Origin of the sequence: Corallococcus llansteffanensis (genome assembly GCF_003612055.1) — a bacterium.
GTDB lineage: Bacteria > Myxococcota > Myxococcia > Myxococcales > Myxococcaceae > Corallococcus > Corallococcus llansteffanensis.
This window is the reverse complement of the sequence record NZ_RAWB01000145.1, coordinates 1-18,486: the sequence shown is the minus strand read 5'-3', so window position 1 is coordinate 18,486 and position 18,486 is coordinate 1. Positions and strand designations below refer to the sequence as shown.

16 protein-coding genes and 2 pseudogenes are annotated in these 18,486 nt (G+C 71.6%); 12 read left to right on the top strand and 6 right to left on the bottom strand.

Translation table 11 applies throughout. From position 1 onward, the window contains the following. The 4 genes and pseudogenes from D7V93_RS15915 to D7V93_RS15900 all read left to right on the top strand — a co-directional run. Nucleotides 1–358: pseudogene (locus tag D7V93_RS15915) on the top strand (ABC transporter substrate-binding protein); the annotation flags it as partial. 56 nt (nucleotides 359–414) lie between these two features. Next, on the top strand, nucleotides 415–1,239 hold the full coding sequence (locus tag D7V93_RS15910; protein ID WP_120644228.1) for a carbohydrate ABC transporter permease: 825 nt from the start codon (nucleotides 415–417) through the stop codon (nucleotides 1,237–1,239). Continuing rightward, nucleotides 1,236–2,045, top strand: coding sequence for a carbohydrate ABC transporter permease (locus D7V93_RS15905; protein ID WP_120644225.1), 810 nt, complete (start codon nucleotides 1,236–1,238; stop codon nucleotides 2,043–2,045). Before D7V93_RS15910 ends, D7V93_RS15905 begins: the two co-directional genes overlap by 4 nt. A 66-nt stretch (nucleotides 2,046–2,111) precedes the next feature. Further along, nucleotides 2,112–2,462: a hypothetical protein gene (locus D7V93_RS15900; protein WP_120644224.1), complete on the top strand. Its 351-nt coding sequence runs from the start codon at nucleotides 2,112–2,114 to the stop codon at nucleotides 2,460–2,462. A 91-nt stretch (nucleotides 2,463–2,553) separates the two neighbouring features. Here the strand turns inward: D7V93_RS15900 and D7V93_RS15890 are convergent, their stop codons facing one another. From D7V93_RS15890 to D7V93_RS15875, 4 genes are all read right to left on the bottom strand, one after another. Further along, nucleotides 2,554–2,871 carry a hypothetical protein gene (locus D7V93_RS15890; protein ID WP_120644223.1) on the bottom strand — a complete coding sequence of 106 codons (318 nt, stop codon included), beginning with the start codon at nucleotides 2,869–2,871 and terminating at the stop codon, nucleotides 2,554–2,556. A 13-nt stretch (nucleotides 2,872–2,884) separates the two neighbouring features. Further along, nucleotides 2,885–3,133, bottom strand: coding sequence for an addiction module protein (locus D7V93_RS15885; protein WP_158623760.1), 249 nt, complete (start codon nucleotides 3,131–3,133; stop codon nucleotides 2,885–2,887). A gap of 100 nt (nucleotides 3,134–3,233) precedes the next feature. Beyond that, the gene (locus D7V93_RS15880) at nucleotides 3,234–3,890 is read right to left on the bottom strand and encodes an SDR family oxidoreductase (RefSeq protein ID WP_120644221.1); all 657 of its coding nucleotides are present in this window, start codon (nucleotides 3,888–3,890) and stop codon (nucleotides 3,234–3,236) included. Between the two features lie 87 nt (nucleotides 3,891–3,977). After that, entirely contained in the window at nucleotides 3,978–5,237 is a 1,260-nt protein-coding gene (locus tag D7V93_RS15875) for a phospholipase D-like domain-containing protein (protein WP_244237337.1), read from the bottom strand. 154 nt (nucleotides 5,238–5,391) lie between these two features. On the opposite strand from D7V93_RS15875, the gene D7V93_RS15870 reads away from it, so the two are divergent. The 6 genes and pseudogenes from D7V93_RS15870 (at nucleotide 5,392) to D7V93_RS15845 (ending at nucleotide 11,461) form a co-directional block, all read left to right on the top strand. Continuing rightward, nucleotides 5,392–5,739 (top strand): YciI family protein, encoded by a 348-nt coding sequence (locus tag D7V93_RS15870; protein ID WP_120644220.1) that lies wholly within the window; start codon nucleotides 5,392–5,394, stop codon nucleotides 5,737–5,739. Next, nucleotides 5,732–7,006 carry an RNA polymerase sigma factor gene (locus D7V93_RS15865; RefSeq protein WP_120644219.1) on the top strand — a complete coding sequence of 425 codons (1,275 nt, stop codon included), beginning with the start codon at nucleotides 5,732–5,734 and terminating at the stop codon, nucleotides 7,004–7,006. The genes D7V93_RS15870 and D7V93_RS15865 overlap by 8 nt, the downstream gene beginning before the upstream one ends. A gap of 90 nt (nucleotides 7,007–7,096) precedes the next feature. Then, nucleotides 7,097–8,722, top strand: a complete 1,626-nt coding sequence (locus tag D7V93_RS15860) for a cell division protein FtsK (protein WP_120644218.1) — start codon at nucleotides 7,097–7,099, stop codon at nucleotides 8,720–8,722. Between the two features lie 158 nt (nucleotides 8,723–8,880). Continuing rightward, nucleotides 8,881–9,105, top strand: a pseudogene (locus D7V93_RS15855) (hypothetical protein); the annotation flags it as partial. Further along, entirely contained in the window at nucleotides 9,095–10,702 is a 1,608-nt protein-coding gene (locus D7V93_RS15850) for a Tox-REase-5 domain-containing protein (protein WP_244237336.1), read from the top strand. The pseudogene D7V93_RS15855 and the gene D7V93_RS15850, both read left to right, overlap by 11 nt. A 12-nt stretch (nucleotides 10,703–10,714) precedes the next feature. Then, a complete protein-coding gene (locus D7V93_RS15845; protein WP_341870931.1) occupies nucleotides 10,715–11,461 on the top strand; it encodes an immunity 52 family protein in 747 nt (248 codons plus the stop codon). Nucleotides 11,462–11,464: 3 nt separating this feature from the next. Here D7V93_RS15845 and gor read toward each other — a convergent pair whose 3' ends face one another. Further along, on the bottom strand, nucleotides 11,465–12,892 hold the full coding sequence (gene gor / locus D7V93_RS15840; protein ID WP_120644216.1) for a glutathione-disulfide reductase: 1,428 nt from the start codon (nucleotides 12,890–12,892) through the stop codon (nucleotides 11,465–11,467). Between the two features lie 195 nt (nucleotides 12,893–13,087). Here gor and D7V93_RS15835 point away from each other — a divergent pair, with 195 nt between their 5' ends. Together D7V93_RS15835 and D7V93_RS15830 are read left to right on the top strand one after the other, a co-directional pair. After that, nucleotides 13,088–16,663: a serine/threonine-protein kinase gene (locus tag D7V93_RS15835; protein WP_120644215.1), complete on the top strand. Its 3,576-nt coding sequence runs from the start codon at nucleotides 13,088–13,090 to the stop codon at nucleotides 16,661–16,663. Between the two features lie 7 nt (nucleotides 16,664–16,670). After that, the gene (locus tag D7V93_RS15830; protein ID WP_120644214.1) at nucleotides 16,671–17,552 is read left to right on the top strand and encodes a methyltransferase domain-containing protein; all 882 of its coding nucleotides are present in this window, start codon (nucleotides 16,671–16,673) and stop codon (nucleotides 17,550–17,552) included. Here D7V93_RS15830 and D7V93_RS15825 read toward each other — a convergent pair. Beyond that, nucleotides 17,542–18,414 (bottom strand): SDR family NAD(P)-dependent oxidoreductase, encoded by an 873-nt coding sequence (locus D7V93_RS15825; RefSeq protein WP_120644213.1) that lies wholly within the window; start codon nucleotides 18,412–18,414, stop codon nucleotides 17,542–17,544. The genes D7V93_RS15830 and D7V93_RS15825 overlap by 11 nt on opposite strands. Nucleotides 18,415–18,486 lie beyond the last annotated feature (72 nt).

Genomic DNA, 18,486 nt, shown 5'->3' with positions numbered 1-18,486 from the left:
CGTGTCCCCCGCGCGCAAGAAGGCCGCCGCGCGCCTCATCGCGCACCTGACGTCCCCCGAGGCCAACCGCGTGCTGGCGCTGCACTACGCGCGCAACCCGCCGAGGCTCGCGCTGTATGACGACGCGGAGCTGCGCGCGGCCGAGCCGTTCATCGCCAGCCTGAAGGAGGCGCTGGTGAGGGCGCGGCCCCGGCCGGTGACGCCGTACTACCTGCTCATCGCGGACGTGCTCCAGAGCGAGTTCTCCGCCGCCGTGGCCGGCATCCGCACCCCCGAGGAGTCGCTCACGCGCGCGCAGAAGCAGGTGGATCACCTGACCGGTGAGACTCCGGGGTCGGAGAAGGAGGAGGAGCGGTGAGCGGCGTGGAGCGGGGCTCGCAGGCGCGGGAGCGACGGCAGGCGTACCTGCTGGTGATGCCCGCCGTGCTGGTGCTGGCCGTGGTGGCGCTGTACCCGGTGCTGGCGGCGATGTGGCTCAGCCTGCACCGCTTCATCCTCGTCTTCGGCGAGCGGCGCTTCACCGGGTTGGAGAACTACGTCTACCTCGTGGGCGATGCGCGCTTCTGGGCCGCGCTGGGGAACACGGCGTACTTCACGGCGGTGGCGGTGACGGTGGAGCTGCTGCTCGCGGTGCCGCTGGCGCTGCTGCTCAACCGCGCGTTCCCGGGGCGGGGCCTGCTGCGCGCATCCGTGCTGGTGCCGTGGGCCATTCCGACCGTGGTGAGCGCGCGGCTGTGGGCGTGGATGTTCAACCCGGACTACGGGCTCATCAACCGGCTGCTGGGCGGGGCGGACATCAACTGGCTGGGCGCGCCGGGGTACGCGCTGCACGCCGCCATCCTGGTGGACGTGTGGAAGACGACGCCGTTCGTGGCGTTGCTGGTGCTCGCGGGGTTGCAGGGCATTCCGGAGGACCTCTACAAGGCTGCGCGCGTGGATGGCGCGTCGACGTGGCGGCAGTTCCGCGCCATCACCGTGCCGCTGCTCCGGCCCGCGCTGCTCCTGGCGGTGCTGTTCCGGTCGCTGGATGCGTTCCGCGTGTTCGACGCCATCTATGTGCTGACGGAGGGCGGGCCGGCGAACACGACGGAGACGCTGAGCATCTACGCGTACAAGACGCTGATGCGCTCCGGCGACTTCGGCTATGGCAGCGCGCTGTCGGTGGCGACGTTCCTGTGCGTGGTGCTGCTGGCCACGGTGTGGCTGCGGTGGTTGGGGCGCGAGGAGGCGCGGCGATGAAGCGGCCGGGGCTGGGCACGGCGCTGGCCGTGGTGGCGTTCCTCACGTTCTTCCTGGGCCCGTTCCTGTGGCAGGTGTTGACGAGCCTGTGGCCGGATGGGGAGCTGACTCGGCCGTGGCCTTCGCATTTCACGGGCGCGAACTACGAGAGCGTGCTGTTCGGGCGGCCGTTCCTGTGGGCGGTGCTCAACTCGCTGGTGGTGGCGACGCTGACGACGCTGTTCTGCCTGACGGTGGGCGCGTCCGCGGCGTTCGCGCTGGCGAAGCTGGAGTTCCGGGGGCGGGGCCTGCTGCTGTCCGCGGCGCTGGGCGTGTCGATGTTCCCGCCCATCGCCACGGTGAGCCCGCTGTACCTCATCCTCAACGCGGTGGGGTTGCGCGACAGCCTGTTGGGATTGGCGCTGCCGTACACGACGTTCGCGCTGCCGCTGACGCTGTGGGTGCTGACGTCGTTCTTCCGACAGCTCCCGGACGAGCTGTACCGGGCGGCGAGGGTGGACGGGTGCACGCCGTTCGGCGCGTTCCGCCGGGTGCTGCTGCCGCTGGCGGCGCCGGGGCTGGCGACGACGGCGATTCTTGTCTTCATCTTCGCGTGGAACGAGTTCCTCTACGCGCTGACGTTCCTGTCCACGCCGGAGAAGCGCACGGTGCCGGTGGCCATCAGCCTCTTCGCCAGCGAGTACAAGGAGCCATGGGGGGAGATCGCCGCCGCGTCGGTGGTGGCGACGCTGCCGCTCGTGGTGCTCACGGTGCTGTTCCAGCGGCGCATCGTGTCCGGGCTCACGGCCGGGGCGGTGAAGGAGTAGTGGGGGGCGTTGACCTGAAGCCGTCGAACCTTGGTAGGCTTTGGGAATCGTACCCGGGGGGGAACCATGGCGATTGTCGGAGTGGAAGGCATGACGGCGGAGCAGCTCCAGCAGGAGCTGCACGGCGGTGGCCGGTTCGTGGTGTTCGAGTACTGCGTCTCGCTCGTCGTGGTGACATACCGACGCTCGTCGGATGTCCATTTCATCCGCCACGGGGAGAGCACCGCGGGCAAGAGCCTCTTCTACACGCTGGTGACGCTCCTGTTCGGGTGGTGGGGCATCCCCTGGGGGCTCATCTACACCCCCGGGTGCCTCGCCACGAACTTCGGCGGTGGCCGGGATGTGACGGAGGACGTGGTGGCGGCGATGAGCGGGGTGGGTGTCCACGTGGACAAGGGCCTGTTCCGCGCCGTCTGAGCCGCGACGCTGCTGCTCGTGGTGCTCACGGTGCTGTTCCAGCGGCGCATCGTGTCCGGGCTCACGGCCGGGGCGGTGAAGGAGTAGCGGGTTAGCGGCTGCTTCGAGCGCGAGGCAGCCAGTAGTCTGGCCGACGACGCAGGTGCGCGATGGCGAGGACCACCACACTCTCATCCCGGATGATGTAGGGGATGGCGAAGGGATGGTCCTGGAGCAGGAAGCGGCGGATGGGCGGCGTATGGCGGAGCCCAGGCCAGATGGGCCAGCGGTCCGGATGCTCTTCGATCAGCACTACCGCTTGCGCGATGACTGAGCCAAAGACGTCGCCGAGACCGGATCTCCGGTTCTCATACCAAACGCCGGCTTCAATCAGCTCCCAACTGGCATCCGGATGCAGTCGGATGGGCATGGGTAGCGTGGACCTATCGCTGCCGCCGCATCCGCTCCAGCCGTTCTTTCAGCCGTTTTTGTGCTTCCTCGAAACTGACGAGCTCTACCGTGCCGTCGATGACCTCCTGGGCCCGGTGCGCCAATTCCCGGGTCCAGTCTGCTTCGGCATCCTGGGCTTCCGAGCTTTCATCCAGGCTGAGCAGCAGCTCATGCGCAATCCGGGCGCGCTCCTCCCTGGAGAGTCGCAAGGCATCGGTGAGCACTTCGTCGACGGTCGCCATCAACACCAGTCTAGCTCCTTCGCAGGCCCTGCGCTCCCTCGCCATGAGGGCTTGTCGCCTGCTCGAACAGCAGCGGAGCCTTCTATTCCAGTGGTCTGACCTACCGCCCCGCGGCTTCCACTTCCGCCCAGAGGCTCTTGCCTTCGAGCACCGCGTTGAGCGGCGCGCGGCGTTCGGAGACGCGCAGCAGCACGGCGGCCAGTTGTTCCAGGTGCATGGGCTTGAGGTTGTGCAGGAGCGGCAGCTTCGCCACCGTGTGCATGAAGCCGGGCGGGCGGTGGTACTCGCCCTCCAGCGCGGGCGGGCGCACCATCGTGTACGCAAGGCCGCTGTCGCGCACGATGCGCTCGGCCTCCGCCTTGGCCTTCAGGTACGCGCCCACCGGGGTGCCCGCGCCCACGGACGTGAGCAACACGAAGTGGTCCACGCCCGCCGCCTTCGCCGCATCCACCAGTTGCCGCGTGGTGCCGATGTCGCTCGTCTCGTAGGTGTCCCCCGCGGCGAAGCGCTTGCGCATCGTGCCGATGAGCTGGAGGACCGTGGTGCTGCCGCGCATCGCCTCCACCAGCGCGGGCGCGTCCGCCAGCTCCAGCGCCGCCTTCCGGGGCCAAGTGCTCGCGGGTTCGGTGCCCGCGCTCTTGGGTCGCACGTGCGGGAGGACGGACACGCCGCGCGCCAGCGCCTGGCGCATCAGCGTGCGGCCGGTCGCGCCCGTGGCGCCCGCGACGAAGAGGTGACGAGGGGAGGTCGTGCTCATGGTGAAGCCTCTTGAGCACACGACCGCGCTGCTTGCCCAGCGCTTCCCTCGCCCTCGCTTGGAAACCGGACAGCGCCCGGGCCGGCTTCAGCGCTCGGCGCGCTCGGCGCGGATCTCCCGTGCGTGGGTCACGTCCTCCAGGAAGAACGCCTCCAACTGGCGGGCCGCTTCGACGTCCTCCAGCACCAGCGAGCCCTCTTCCAGCAGGTTGAAGGACAGCGCGTCGTAGTTGATGGACCCCACCAGCACCAGCCGGTCATCCACCAGCATCGTCTTGGCGTGCATCATGGACGGCTGGAACTCCCAGACGCGCACGCCCGCCGCGAGCAGCGTGTCGTAGGTGTTGCGCTGGAGCAGCGTGATGGCCCGCTGGTCGTTCTTGTCGCCCGGGGCCAGCACCCGCACGTCCACGCCCGCCTTCGCCCGCTCCACCAGGAGCTGCATGAGCGCGTCGTTGGGCGTGAAGTACGCCTGCGAGATCCAGAGTCGCTTCTTCGCGGCCTTCACCATCAGCTGCGTGAGGCGCTCCGCGCGCGTCACCTCCGGGTTCGCCGTGCTGCTGACGAAGCCCGCCCAGCCCTCGCCCGCGTCGTCCAGGCCGGGCTGCGCCTGCTCCAGCGTGGGGAAGTCCGACGCGGGGAGCAGCGTGCCCGTCGTCTCCTGCCAGTTCTCCGCGAAGGCCTGCTGGAGCTGCGACACCACCGGGCCCTGGACGCGCACGTTGGTGTCCCGCCACTCCTTCTCGTTGCGGGCCTCGCCCAGCCACTCGTCCTGGATGGCGAGCCCGCCGGTGATGGCGACCTTCCCGTCCACGACGACAATCTTGCGGTGGTTGCGCGCCAGGTTCTCGTCCGCCGGCAGCGGGCGGAACAGGTGCGCCTCACAGCCCATCGCCTCCAGCCGCGGTTTGATCTCCTTCTCGAAGGGGCCGCTGCCCAGCGGGTCCACCAGCACGCGGCAGGTGACGCCCGCGCGGGTGCGCTCGGCCAGGGCTTCCAGCATCCGCTCCGACGCCTGTCCTGGCCGCCAGATGAACATCACGATGTTGATGGAGGCGCGGGCCCGGCCGATCTCTTCCACCATCACGTCGAACACGGCGCCGTTGTTCGCCCACCGGATGCGGTTGCGCGGTTCCATCCGCACGCCCGTCGTCTGGTACAGCGCCGTTGCGAAGTCCGCTCCGTGCGACCCCACCTGTCCCGTGAGATGGAATGGACGTGACGACTCCTGCGTGGTGCACGCGGACGGACATCCCGCGAGCAGCATCGCCCCCAACACCCCCACCCATCGCCAGTCCTTGTCCACGTCGGTGCCCGCTGCCTCCTGCACCCATGGGTGGGCACGCATGGCAGCCCTGTCATCCGCGCGTACGAGAAGACTGTTCTCTGGCTGCCTGGGTGTCTGTGCGCAGGAGGTGGCGAGGTAGGTCCCGAGGCCATGTCGATAATTTGTGACCCGGGCCGTCTTTTCGGATGAACCCGTTGCACGAGAGGTCCACCCCATGTCCCGCTACCTGATGCTGCTGCACGAGACCCCCGCCCACTTCGCCGCGAAGTCGCCCGCCGAGCTGCAGGCCATCGTGGAGGAGTACATGCAGTGGAGCGACCGGCTGCGGAAGGAGGGCCGCCTGCTCCAGGGAGAGAAGCTGTGCGACGAGGGCGGCCGGCGCCTGAAGACCGAAGGCGGGAAGCTGTTGGTGTCGGACGGCCCCTACGCGGAGGTGAAGGACGTGGTGGGCGGCCTCTTCATCCTGTCCGCGGAGTCGTACGACGCCGCGGTGGCCCTGGCCCGGACCTGCCCGCACCTGCGCCACGGTGAAGTCGAGCTGCGCGCCATCGACGATGCCTGACACGCCGCCGCCCTCCGCCGCCGCGACCGGGGCCCGGGCCGTCCTGGACCTGGCCTTCCGCCAGTGGTCCGCGGGCCTCGTCGCGGCGCTGGCCCGGCGCGTGGGGTTGGGGCGGCTGGACCTGGCCGAGGATGCGGTCCAGTTCGCCATGCTCCAGGCGGCCCGCACGTGGGGCTTCCACGGCATTCCGGAGCAGCCGCGCGCGTGGTTGCTGCGCGTGGCCGCGAACCGGCTGACGGACCTCGTGCGCCTGCGCGCGCCCGAGGTCCCGGACGTGCCGGACGAAGAGCCCGTGGCGCCGGACGCGCTCTCGGAGGCGCCCCCGCGCTACGCGGCCGAGCTTCCGGACGACGCGCTGCGGTTGCTCTTCGCGTGCTGTCACCCGGCGCTCTCGCGCGAGATGCAGGTGACGCTCACGTTGAAGGTGGCGTGTGGCTTCTCCGTGCGCGAGGTCGCCGCCGCGCTGCTCGCCGACGAGCCCACCGTGGCGCAGCGGCTGGTGCGCGCGAAGCGCACGCTGCGCGCCTGTCGCGCCACGCTGGAGGTGCCGTCGCCGGAGGCGCTGCCGGAGCGGCTGGGCGCGGTGCATCCCGCGCTCTACCTGCTCTTCAACGAGGGCTATGAGGCCTCCGAGGGGCACGACCTGTCCCGCGCGGAGCTGTGCGCGGAGGCGCTGCGGCTGGCGGAGGTGCTGCTCGCGCACCCGGGCACCGCGACCCCGGAGGGCCATGCGCTGGCCGCGCTGTTCTGCTTCCGCGCCGCACGGCTGCCGGGCCGCGTGGATGCGAGGGGCGCGTTCGTGCCGCAGGAGGCGCGCGAGGGGACGGAGGCGTCGCCGCTGCTGCTTGGAAGGGGGCTGCGCCACCTGCACGCCTCCATGGGGCCGGTGCTGACGCCGCTGCACCTGGAGGCGGAGATCGCCCTGGTGCATGCGAAGAGCGCCGTGCCGGGCGCGGAGGACAGCGCGCGGCTGCTGGCGTTGTACGACGCGCTCCTGGTGCTCAAGCCCTCGCCCATCGTCGCGCTGGGGCGCGTGGTGGCGCTGGGACGGGTGCGGGGACCGGCGGCGGCGCTGGAGGCGTTGGGGCCGCTGCGCTCGGATGGCGTGCTCCAGCGCTACCCGTACCGGTTCGCCGTGGAGGGCATGCTGCTGGAGCAACTGGGGGAGCGGGGCCGGGCCGCGGATTGCTTCCGGCAGGCCGCCGCGCTGGCGAGGACCCCGCCGCAGCGCGAGTACCTGCTCGCGCGGGCCCGGGCCTGTGGGTGAGCCGTTCTGGCACTGGATTCTGGTTTGATGGTGAATCCTGGAGTTCGCTCCAGGCCGCCGCCACCCGAATCCGCCCCCCAGGGACCTGTCATGCACCCCGTCCGAATCCATGCGCCGTTGCCCGCGGTTCACGCCCGACTGGTGGGCCTGATGGCCTGGGGCCTCATCGCGTTCAACGCGAGCTGCGCACCGCTTCCGGAGTCCGAGCCGGAGGACCTGGGCAGCACCGCCTCCGCGGTCTCCGGCGGCAACATCCTCTTCGTGGGCAACAGCTTCACCCACGGCAACGAGGAGCCGGCCTATTCGTACAACAAGGCCTCGGTCACCGACACGAATGGCTCCGGCATCGGCGGCATCCCGGGCATCTTCAAGAAGCTGACCGTGCAGGCGGGACTCGCGTTCAACGTCAGCCTGGAGACGGCCAGCGGCCAGACGCTGGGGTGGCACTCCACCAACCGGTCGGCGATCATCGGGCAGGCCACCTGGAACACCGTCGTGTTGCAGGAGCAGAGCACGACGCCGCTGCCCACCGCGCGCGGTGGTTCGCCCACGAGCTTCACGAACGCGGCCCGCGACCTGCGCGCCCTGGTGCTCTCCAAGAACCCTTTCGCGAACCTGTTCCTGTATGAGACGTGGGCTTCGCCTGCCTCCGTCGGTACGCAGGGCTACCCGAGTGGCACTCCGGGGCTCCAGGCGATGCAGACCGACCTTCGCGAGGCCTACTTCACGGCCTCCCGGGAGCTGGGGTTCACGGGCGTGGTGCGCGTCGGGGATGGCTTCCTGCGCGCGGTCGACCAGGGCCTGGCCGACCCGAATCCCGCCGATGGAATCTCCGCGGGGATGTTCAACCTGTGGAGCGCCCAGGACAGCCGCCACTCGAGCCGCCATGGCAGCTACCTGTCGGCGGCGGTGCTGTTCGCGAAGATCACCCAGGTGGATCCGCGGGGGCTGGCGACGGGTACGGGCAGCGCGGCGGCCGACCTGGGCATCAGCGCGACCGATGCCGGCAACCTCCACCGCATCGCCCATGAGATCGCCACGCTGGCCGACCCGGCCGTGGCTCGCACGCTCCTGCCCGTCACTCGCGCGACCTTCACGGGCGCGGTGACGGCGGGTACGCCGGTCAGCATCACCGGCAGTGCGCAGCTGGCCTCGCTCACCACGACGGAGGGCACCTTCAGCAACCTCGTGGCCGCGACGGCCAATGGCATCACGGGGACGAACATGCCCAGCTCGCTGGGGCCGGTGCCCGCCACCGCCAACGCGGCTGCTACGGGGCTTGGTGCTCATGACGGCGCGAACAACGTGGGCGGGGGGAACTTTCAGTTCGGCACGGCCTTCACGACGAAGACGCGCTTCTTCATCGTGGAGACCACGCTGGCCTCCGCGGCGGTGGGCGACCCCACCACCGTCACGCTGATCAACGCGTCCAACCAGCGGGTGGGCACCTACTCGCTGACGCTGGCCGAGGGGGATTTCACCGCGACGGCCGCGGGCAACACGTCCGCTTCGCTGGCGACGCTCAACTACACGGGTGGCGTGGCGAGCGTCACCGGCAGCCCCGCGGGGTCGCTGAAGTCGAAGCTGGGAGGTGTCTCGTTCTCGCTCGCGGACCTGGGCGTCACGGACGTCACGAGCGTCAGCGGCGCCACGGGCCTGCGGATCTCCAGCTCCACGTTGGATCCGAACATCGTCGGGCTCTACTCCGTGCCCTGAAGCGGTGACGGCAGCCAACAGTCTGACGCTCCGGTTCTCGCCTTCCTACATGCCCTGGGGTGCGTAGGCGCTCCGGGTTCGGCCGCTGTGCCGGACCCGGGGGCTATGACCTGGTTCTGCTCTCCGCACAGGAGCGCATCCAGGAGGCGCGAGCGGTGCAGCTCTTCAGTCGCAGCTTGGAAGTGGCGGTGAAGGGGCTGGGCGTGGGCCTGGGGCAGCCTGGGGCGCGCTACCTGGGCGCCGCGGAAGCACGCTGGCGAGTCCTCGCGGGGAAGCTCTACGTGATGGGCACGAGCGGCACGCTGCTGTTCCCGGAAGCGGACGGGACGCTGCGACCGGGAGCCTTCGCGTCGGTGGGGCTGGGGGTGGACAGTGCGCGTTGAGGCCCTGCTGCTGTGCATGGCGGTGGCCCTCACCGGCTGCGCGTCGCTCACACCTGCGCCGGGCCGGGCACGAAGCCTGAGCTACACGCCTCGCGAGGCCACGGGCCCTGCTCCCGCGCCACCGCCGAGCGATGAGTCCCTCTCTTCGCCACGGTTCGTCACGGCCCCCGAGGAGCCCGGACGGCTGCATCGTCGCAAGGGCGTCCGCGAGGTGGTGACGGGCGCGAGTCCCGTCCGCACGACGGTGGCTCTGGCGAGCGTCGCAAGTCCCGGCACACAGGCGGATGCCTGGGAGAAGTTGCTGACGGACGCGGGGCTGGAGGAGCGGGATGAGCGGCCGCTGCCAGCAGGTGCCCTCACGCCCACGCAAGCAGCACGGCTCCTGAAGGTGCTGCTGGGCAAGCCGGTGACGCTCGGCACCTTCCCCGCGCGCATGGCCGTGGGCCACCTGCTGCGCGAAGTGCTGGAGGCAGGCGAGGTGTCCCGGGACACGCTGCTGCTCCGGGTGGAGCGCTTCCGCTGGGTGGCGGTGCTGCGGCCGGACGGCCACCTGGCCTGGGTCTGGACCGGACGCACGCAGCAGAAGGCCGGCGCCGTGGCATGGAGGGACGGCACGTTCCGAGCGGGCCCTTTCGAGCTGGGCCGCTTCTACGTGAGCAATGGCTTCGTTCTCGAACTCGCGGATGACCGGTTGGCGCCCGTGCACGGCCCGGTGTTCGTCGAGGTGTACGACGACGCGGACCTCATCAGCCGCACGTTGGACGGAGCCGAATCGGCGTTCGTGAAGCTGGCGCTCGCGCTGGGACGCTTCTTCACCTCCCCGCTGGACAGCCTCGCCGCGTTGAAGGACCTGCCCGCGGGAGTGTCGGCGCTCATCGCGTCATCGCCCGAGTACTTCGAGCGCTTCCGATACATGACGCGCGGCGAGCAGGTGCAGGCCGTGGCCGAGCTGGCGACGGGCCTCCTCGTGACGAAGGGCACCGTGACCTCCGCGACGCGCACCGTGACAGGCGCGCTGGCGGGCGCGGAAGCCACGGTGCCGGTGCTGTCCCTGTCCGCGCAAGGAGCACTCACCCTGGAACGTGTCGCGGTGCCCGTAGGGCGAGCCGCGTCCGTGTTGGGGGGCGGGCCTGGGGCGGCCATCTTTCTCCAGCGTGCCAATACGGCATCAAAGAGTGCATCGCCTTCCAGGGGGCCTGGGCAGTGGGGGCCCGCGAAGGAGTCAATGTCCGCGCGTGCCCGGCGCTATCAAGAGCAGATCACGGGGCACTCGGCCGATGATGCGTATTGGGTCGGCGGCACGAGCACGAAGGCTGGGGGGATCAAGTTCGATGGGTTCAGGGATGACGTGCTACTGGAGGCGAAGGGGCCTGGCTACGCGAAGTTCTTCGAGGGACTGAAGCCCAAGGAATGGTTCCGCCACTCGGGGGCTGTGGACCTCGTTGAACAAGCTCGGAGGCAGACCCAGAAGGTCATGGGGACAGATATACGGATTGAGTGGCATGTGGCCGAAGCGGATGCAGTGAATCCAATCCGCCGGCTTTTGGATGGAGCGGACGTTGGAGGCATCAAGGTTGTCCACACCCCGGCACATTGAGAGGAGGCCATCGTGGCTGAGCAGCCTGAAGCAGAGGATTACTACGTGGGTGCCTACTGGGGGCCTCGTAAGGAGTCCCCTGCGGACTGCGCGCGTCGCACCGCTGAATTTCTCACTCTATTGGCCTCATGTGATCCGCTCCTTGCCCAGTGGTACAAGCCCGCTCGAACACGCCAGGAAGCCCGGAAGTACCCTCTGATGCCACCGGATCCGGCCACGCTCACCGAGTCGTTCCGGCGTGGCGTCAACCGCGAGAAAGGGGGGCCGGCCATCGAGCAGCTCGGATTCACGTTCTGGTTCGGCAACGAAGGCGCCAGGGGGGAAGACGTGGATCTGCGCATCACCTGTGGTGACCATGGTGGTGCCACCCCCAACTCCTGCGTGATGACTCTGCCGAGCAGAGGGGCGAATGCGGAGCGGCTCAGCACCGCCCCGGTGCTATCAGGCGTGGTACGCAGCATGGCTCAGGCCTGGGACCCTGATTGGGCCTTGGCCACATCGTGGGACCACCGTGCGGCGATGGACGATACGCCCAGGGCTGGCGGGTTCGTGGGTTGGGTCACGTACCTGCCGCGCCGCCGGGGGACGGTGCCCCCGTTGCCAGCGCCCGTCCACATCGAGCCAGTCGAGAACCGGGGGGCGCTCATTGTCCTGGCCCCGGAGCGGTTGACCGCGAGGAACCCCGAGCATGTCGAACGGGGAAAGCGCGTGCGCGAGCTGCTGGCAAGGGCCGGACTCATGCAGCCTGTCACGCCCTGACCGTCAGGAGGGCCGCGTGATGGGCGGCACCGCCGCATCGCGCCCCAACTCCAGGGCCGCCGCGCTCTCCGACGGGTCGGGCCGCTTGTCGCGCATCGTGACGAACTCCTCCGCGGCGGTGGGGTGGATGCCCACCGTCGCGTCGAGCTGCTTCTTCGTCACGCCGCACTTCAGCGCCACCGCGAGCCCCTGGATGATTTCGGGCGCGTCCGCGCCCACCATGTGGAAGCCCAGCACGCGTTCGGTGCCTCGCTCCACCACCACCTTCATCATCGCTCGCTCGTCGCGGCCGGACAGCGTGTGCTTCATGGGCCGGAAGCTGGAGACGTAGACGTCCACCACGCCGTGCCGCTCGATGGCCTCTCGCTCCGTGAGCCCCACCGTGCCCACCGGCGGCTGGCTGAACACCGCGGACGGGACGTTCTCATGGTCCATCGTCACCGGGTTGTTCCGATACAGCGTCTCCACCATCGCCCGGCCCTCCGCGATGGCCACCGGCGTGAGGTTGATGCGGTCCGTGACGTCCCCCACCGCGTAGATGCTCTCCACCGACGAGCGCGACTGCGCGTCCACCACCACCGCGCCCCGCGCGTCCAGCTTCACCCCCACCTCCTCCAGCCCCAGCCCCTGCGTGTTCGCCACGCGGCCCGTGGAGTACAGCACCGCGTCCACCTCCAGCGTCTCCCCCACGCGCGTCATCAGGCTGAGCGTGCCGTCCCCGCGCTTCTCGATGTCTTCAATGAAGGTCTCCGGCCGGATGTCCACGCCCTTCTTGCGCATCTCCTGCGTCAGCGCCGCGCGCACGTCGTTGTCGAAGCCGCGCAGCACCGTGTCGCCGCGAATCAACATCGTCACCTTCACGCCCAGCGCCGCGAAGATGCCCGCGAACTCCACGCCGATGTAGCCGCCCCCCACCACCGCCACCCGCTTCGGCAGCGTGGGCAACTCCAGCGCCTCTTCCGACGTGATGGCGTGCTCGATGCCCCGCACCTGCGGCAGCCAGGGCCTGCCGCCCGTGGCCACGAGGATGCGCTCCGCCGTGTAGCGCTTGCCCGCCACCTCCACCGTGTGCGCATCCACCACGCGGCCCCGGCCCTCCACCAGCGTCACACCCGCGTCGCGCAAGAGCCGCCCGTAGATGTTCGTCAGCCGCTCCAGCTCCTTCGCCTTCGCCGCCTGGAGCCGCTTCCACTCCAGCGCGGACCCGCTCACCGTCCAGCCGTAGCCCGCCGCGTCCTCCAGGTCGTAGCGGTAGTGCGCGGCGTACACGAGCAGCTTCTTGGGCACGCACCCTCGCAGCACGCACGTGCCGCCCACGCGCCCCTCCTCGCAGATGGCCACCCGCGCTCCGGAGGCCCCCGCGCGCCGGCTGGCCGCCACGCCGCCCGATCCCGCGCCCAACGTGAACAAATCGAAGTCGTAGCCCGCCATCGACGTCCTCCCTGTGTCCCAAGCCCAAGAGATGGGGTGCCGCGCCGCCCCCGGGAAGGCAGCCCACCGAGCGCTGCCCGCCGGGTTGCTCCCCAGGGTCACGGGCGCCACCCGACTCGCCCGTTCCCTTGCTGCATTCAATCCCCCTCCCGCACGGGAAGGGGGGATATCGTGACCGGAGGGCGGCCTCCCCTCATGTCTCACCCCACCTCCCAGTCATCCATCCGGACGGAGCTTCCGGAGCCAGAGCCGTCTCCAGGGGTGGACCCGGAGGTGGTGGGCCGTCGCTACCGCATCCTGGACCTGCTGGGTCGGGGCGGCGCTGGCACCGTGTGGCGCGCGCAGGACGGGCTGTCCGGGCCGGTGGCCCTCAAGCGGCTGCACAAGACGGTGGCGGACCTGGCGCGGCGCCCCGGGAAGGGTACGCCCTCCGCGTTCGCCACGCAGGGCATGGCGCTGTCGCTGGCGCACGAGTTCCAGACGCTGGTGTCGCTGCGCCACGCGCACGTCATCCGCGTGCTGGACTACGGCTTCGACGACGAGGGCCGGCCCTACCTGGCCATGGACCTGCTGGAGGACGCGCGCACGCTGGTGGAGGCGGGCTCGGACGCGCCGCTGACGACCCAGGTGGCGCTGCTGGTGCAGACGCTCCAGGCGCTCGCGTACCTGCACCGGCGCGGCATCATCCACCGCGACCTGAAGCCCGGGAACGTGCTGGTGGTGCGCGGGCAGGTGAAGGTGCTGGACTTCGGCCTCGCGGTGGGCCGCGACCAGGGCCGGCGCGCGCAGCCGGCGGGCACCCCGGGCTACCTGGCCCCGGAGCTCTTCGAGGACCAGCCCCCGTCGGAGCAGACCGACCTCTTCGGCTTCGGCGCCATGGCGTGCCAGATGTTCTTCGGGCGGCTGCCCCACGGCGGCCAGGTGTTCGCGACGCCGGGCTTCCCCCCCGCGCTCAAGGCCCTGCTGGAGCAGCTGGTGGCGCCGGAGGCCCACCGCCGTCCTCGCGACGCGCAGGCCGCCATCGCCGCGCTGTGCGCCGCCACCGGCCAGCCCCTGCCCGCCGAGTCCGCCGCCACGCGCGACAGCTTCCTGCAGTCCGCGCGCTTCGTGGGCCGCGTGCGCGAGCGCGAGCACCTGATGGACGTGCTCGACCGCGCGCTCGCGGGCCAGGGCAGCGCGTGGCTCATCGGCGGGGAGAGCGGCGTGGGCAAGTCGCGCCTGCTGGAGGAGATGCGCGCGCAGGCCCTGGTGCGCGGCGCGGTGGTGGTGCGCGGGCAGGCGGTGGACACCGGCGGCGTGCCGTACCAGGAGTGGCGCGCGGTGCTGCGCTGGCTGCCCATGCTCACGGAGCTGTCCGACCGCGAGGCGCGCATCCTCAAGCCCCTGGTGCCGGACATGGAGGCGCTGCTGGGCCGCGCGGTGCCCATCGCCCCGGAGCTGGACGCGGAGATGGCGCAGCTGCGGCTGCACCAGACGGTGGAGGACGTCTTCGGCCGGCTGCCCCAGCCCACCGTCGTCATCCTGGAGGACGTGCACCAGGCGCACAGCGAATCGCTCCAGCTGCTCGCGCGGCTCGCGGCGCGGGCCTCCGGGCTGCCGCTGCTCCTGCTCGCGAGCTTCCGCGACGACGAGGCCCCGCTCCTGCCGGAGTGGGTGCCCGGCACCCGGACGCTGCGGCTGCCCCGGCTGGACGCGGAGGAGATCGCCCTCCTGGGCGAGTCCATGCTGGGCCCCGTGGGCCGGCGACCCGACGTGCTGGAGCTGCTGCGCCGCGAGACGGAGGGCAACCCCTTCTTCCTCGTGGAGGTGGTGCGCGCGCTGGCGGAGGACGCGGGCGGCCTCGACCAGCTCGGCGACCGGCTGGGGGGACGCGCGCTGCCGGAGCGCGTGTGGGCGGGCGGCATGCGCGCCCTGGTGCAGCGCCGGCTGGAGAAGGTGCCCCGGGGCGCGCGGGGCCTGCTGGACGTGGCGGCGCTGCTCGGCCGGGAGCTGGACGTGGCGGTGCTCCAGCGGGCGGCGCCGGGCGTGGACGTGGAGGCGTGGCTCACCGACTGCGCGGCGGCGGCGGTGCTCGACGTGGTGGACGACCGCTGGCGCTTCGCGCACGACAAGCTGCGGGAGCGGCTCCTGGAGGACCTGCCGCCCGAGTCCCGGCCCGCGCTCCACCGGCGCGCGGCGGAGGCGCTGGAGGCGGCCCATCCGCGGGGCCACGCCGCCGCGCTGTCGTACCACTGGGGGCAGGCCCAGGACGCGGCCCGCGAGGCGCTCCACGCGCGGCGCGCGGGCGAGGAGGCGCTGGAGGTGGGCGCGTGCCGCGAGGCGCTGCCCCTGCTCGCGCGGGCGCTGGCGAGCACCCCGGGCGCGACGGCGCTGGAGAAGGGCCGCGTGGAGGCGCTGCTGGCGGAGGCGCGCTTCCAGCTGGGAGACCTGGAGGCCTTCCGCGGCCACGCGGAGGCGGCGCTCGCGCACTTCGGCTGGCCCATGCCGAAGACGCGCGTGGCGTGGGTGCTGGGCACGCTCTGGCAGGCGCTGTCGCGGCTGGCGCAGAGCGCGCGGCCCGACGCGCACGTGGACGACTCGGCCCGGCGCCGCGAGGTGCGGCGGGTGGCGGGCCGGCTGCTCATGCGCCTCACGGACGCGTTCATCTACGCGCAGGAGGCGATGCCGGTGCTCTGGAGCGGCCTGCGCATGCTCAACCTGTGCGAGCCCGCGGGGCCCTCGCCGGAGCTGGCGCGCGGCTACACGGTGATGGCGGTGGTGGCGGGCACGGTGCCGGTGCGCCGGGTGGCGGACGCGTGGGTGAGGCGGGCGCGGGAGGTGGCGGAGAGCGTGGGCCGCCCGGTGGACCTGGCCTACGTGCTCAACCGCAACGCGGTGTGCGCGGTGTACCAGGCCCACTGGGAGGACGTGGAGGCGTGGCTCCAGCGCGCGACGTCCATCGTGGACTCGGTGGGCGACCTGCGGCTGGCGGAGGAGTGCCGCGCGCTGCTCACCGTGGCGCTCTGCTACCAGGGCCAGTTCGCGCGGGGGCTGCCGCTGATGGACTGGCTGGAGGCGTCCGCGGTGCGCCGGGGCGCGGTGCAGACGCAGCACTGGGCCATGCACTACCGCGCGCACATCCTGCTGCGGCTGGGCGAGCACGCGCGGGCCCGCGTGGCGCTGGAGCCGGCGCTGGCGTGGACGGAGGCGCACGGCGGGGCCACCGACCGCATCATCGTGGACGGCACGCTGGCGCTCCTGTGCCTGCGCGAAGGTGACGCGGCGGGCGCGCGCGCGGCGGCGGAGAAGGCGCTGGTGCGGCTGTCGGCCGGCAAGCCGGTGGCGCACTTCGTCTACTTCGGGGCCACGGCGGTCGCGGAGGTGCTGCTCACGCTGTGGGCGCGCGAGACGCCGGGGCCGGGGCTGCAGGCGCTGTCGCACAGCGCCCGCGTCGCGCTGAAGGCGCTGGAGGACTTCGCGCGGGTGTTCCCCTTCGGCGAGCCCTCGGCGTGGCTGTGGCGCGGCTGCGAGGCGTGGCTTTCGGGCCGGCCGCGCAAGGCGTTCCGCGCGTGGCAGCGGTGCATCACCGAAGCGACGAAGCGGCGGATGCCCTACGAGGCGGCGCGCGCGCGGCTGGAGTGGGCGCGGCACCTGCCCGCGAATGCCCCCGAGCGCGCGGAGCTGCTGCGGCGGGCAGTGGAGGACTTCACCCGGCTGGACGCGCGCGAGGACCTGGCCTGCGCCATGGCCGAGCAGGGCCTGGGAACGACGGCGGAAGGCAGGGCGGAGTGACGACGCGATGATGCGAGTGGGCGACGTGGCGATCCTGGCGTGTCCGGACTGCCGGGGCCAGTTGGTGTGGCACGGGCTGAACGAGGACGACCGGCTCACCGAGGGCCGCCTGCGCTGCGGCGGCTGCGGCGAGACGTGGGACGTGGACGGGGGAACCGCGCGGCTGTACCGCGAGGACCGCGTGCAGGGCACGGACCGGCTGATGCGCCACATCTATGACGGGCTGCCCGCGCTGCACGACCCGCTGACGGCGGTGCTGACGCCGCTGTTCCAGTCCGTCTCCGAGTCGCGGATGCGCGACGGGTACATGCGGCGGCTGGAGCTGGGCGCCCTCAGGCCGCGCGAGGACGGGCAGCCGGTGCGGGTGCTGGAGGTGGGCGTGGGCGCGGGCGCGAACCTGCCGCGCATCCGGGGCGCGCTGCCGCCCGGCCTGGACGTGGAGGTGTGGGGCCTGGACCTGAGCACCGGCATGCTGGCGCAGTGCGAGAAGCGGCTGCGCAAGCACATTGGCAACGGCATGCGGGACACCCGGCTGCTCCTGGCGGACGCGCACGCGCTGCCCTTCCGGGACGCGACGTTCGACCGGGTCTTCCACGTGGGAGGCATCGGCGGCTATCGCCAGCCCGCGGTGGCGCTGCTGGAGATGTCGCGCGTGGCCCGCCCCGGCACGCCGCTGGTGGTGGTGGACGAGCAACTGGACGCGAGCTTCCGGCCGTCGCTGTTCCAGCGCGCCGCCTTCCGCGCCCTCACGTTCTACACGCGCGACGCCCGGAGCCCGCGCGCGCTGCTGCCCCGCAACGCCGAAGGCGTCATCGAGGAACAGGTGTCACCGTTCTACTACTGCCTCACGTTCCGCGTTCCGGAGCAGGCGCCGGCCGTCACGGGTTGAGCACCAGGTCCATCAGCCGGAGCGTCATGCCGCCGGTGAAGTCGATGGTGGCGCCGTTGAACCAGCCCGCGTCGTCGCCGGTGAGCACGGTGACGAAGCGCGCCACCTCCTCCACCGTGCACATGCGCCCCGCGGGGGTCATGGCCGCGTGGCGCTGCTCCAGTTGGGCCAGGGCCTCCGGCGAGTAGACGTGGCTCAGGGCGGGCGTCATCACCGTGCCGAACTTGAGCAGGTTGACCCGGTGGCCCCTGGGGCCCAGCTCCATCGCCAGGTGACGCACGTACATCTCCAGCGCGGCCTTGGAGGCGCTGATGAGGCCGGTGTTGCCCAGGTGCGTTTCGTCCAGCGGGTTCTGCAGGCCCAGCAGCCGTGCGTCCGGGGCCAGCAGGTCGCGCTGGACCATGGCCTGTGTCCAGTACACGAACGAGTGGGCCATGCAGTCGAAGGTGCGCTGCACGCGGCGCGGGTGCAACCGGTCCGGCCCCTCCGACAGGAAGCGCCCCACGGCCGCGCCCGCGATGGCGTGGACGAAGAGCTTCACGCTCCGGGGGCCCGCGTGCGTGAGCAGGGCGTCCGCGCCCGCCTCGGCGGACTCGGGGGTGGAGGCGTCCGCCTGGCGCAGCAGCACGTCCCGGCCCGCCTCGCGCACGCTCGCCTCCATCCGGCTCGCGGCCTCCGCGTAGCGGCCCCGGTGCACGCCAAAGACATTCAACCCCGGCGTGCGCGCGACGGCCTCCGCGATGGCCGCGCCCGTGCCGGAAGAGGCGCCGAGGATGAGGGCCCACCGTGGGTCCGAAGGGCCCCGTGGGGCGGTGGCTTCCGGGTGCTGCGGTCCGGGTGTCGTTCGAGGTGGCGCGCGCATGGTGTGTCCATCATAGGAACGCGGTGTGCGTGGGGCCCGGGTGACGGTGGGGGTCCTCGACCGGGTGCCACG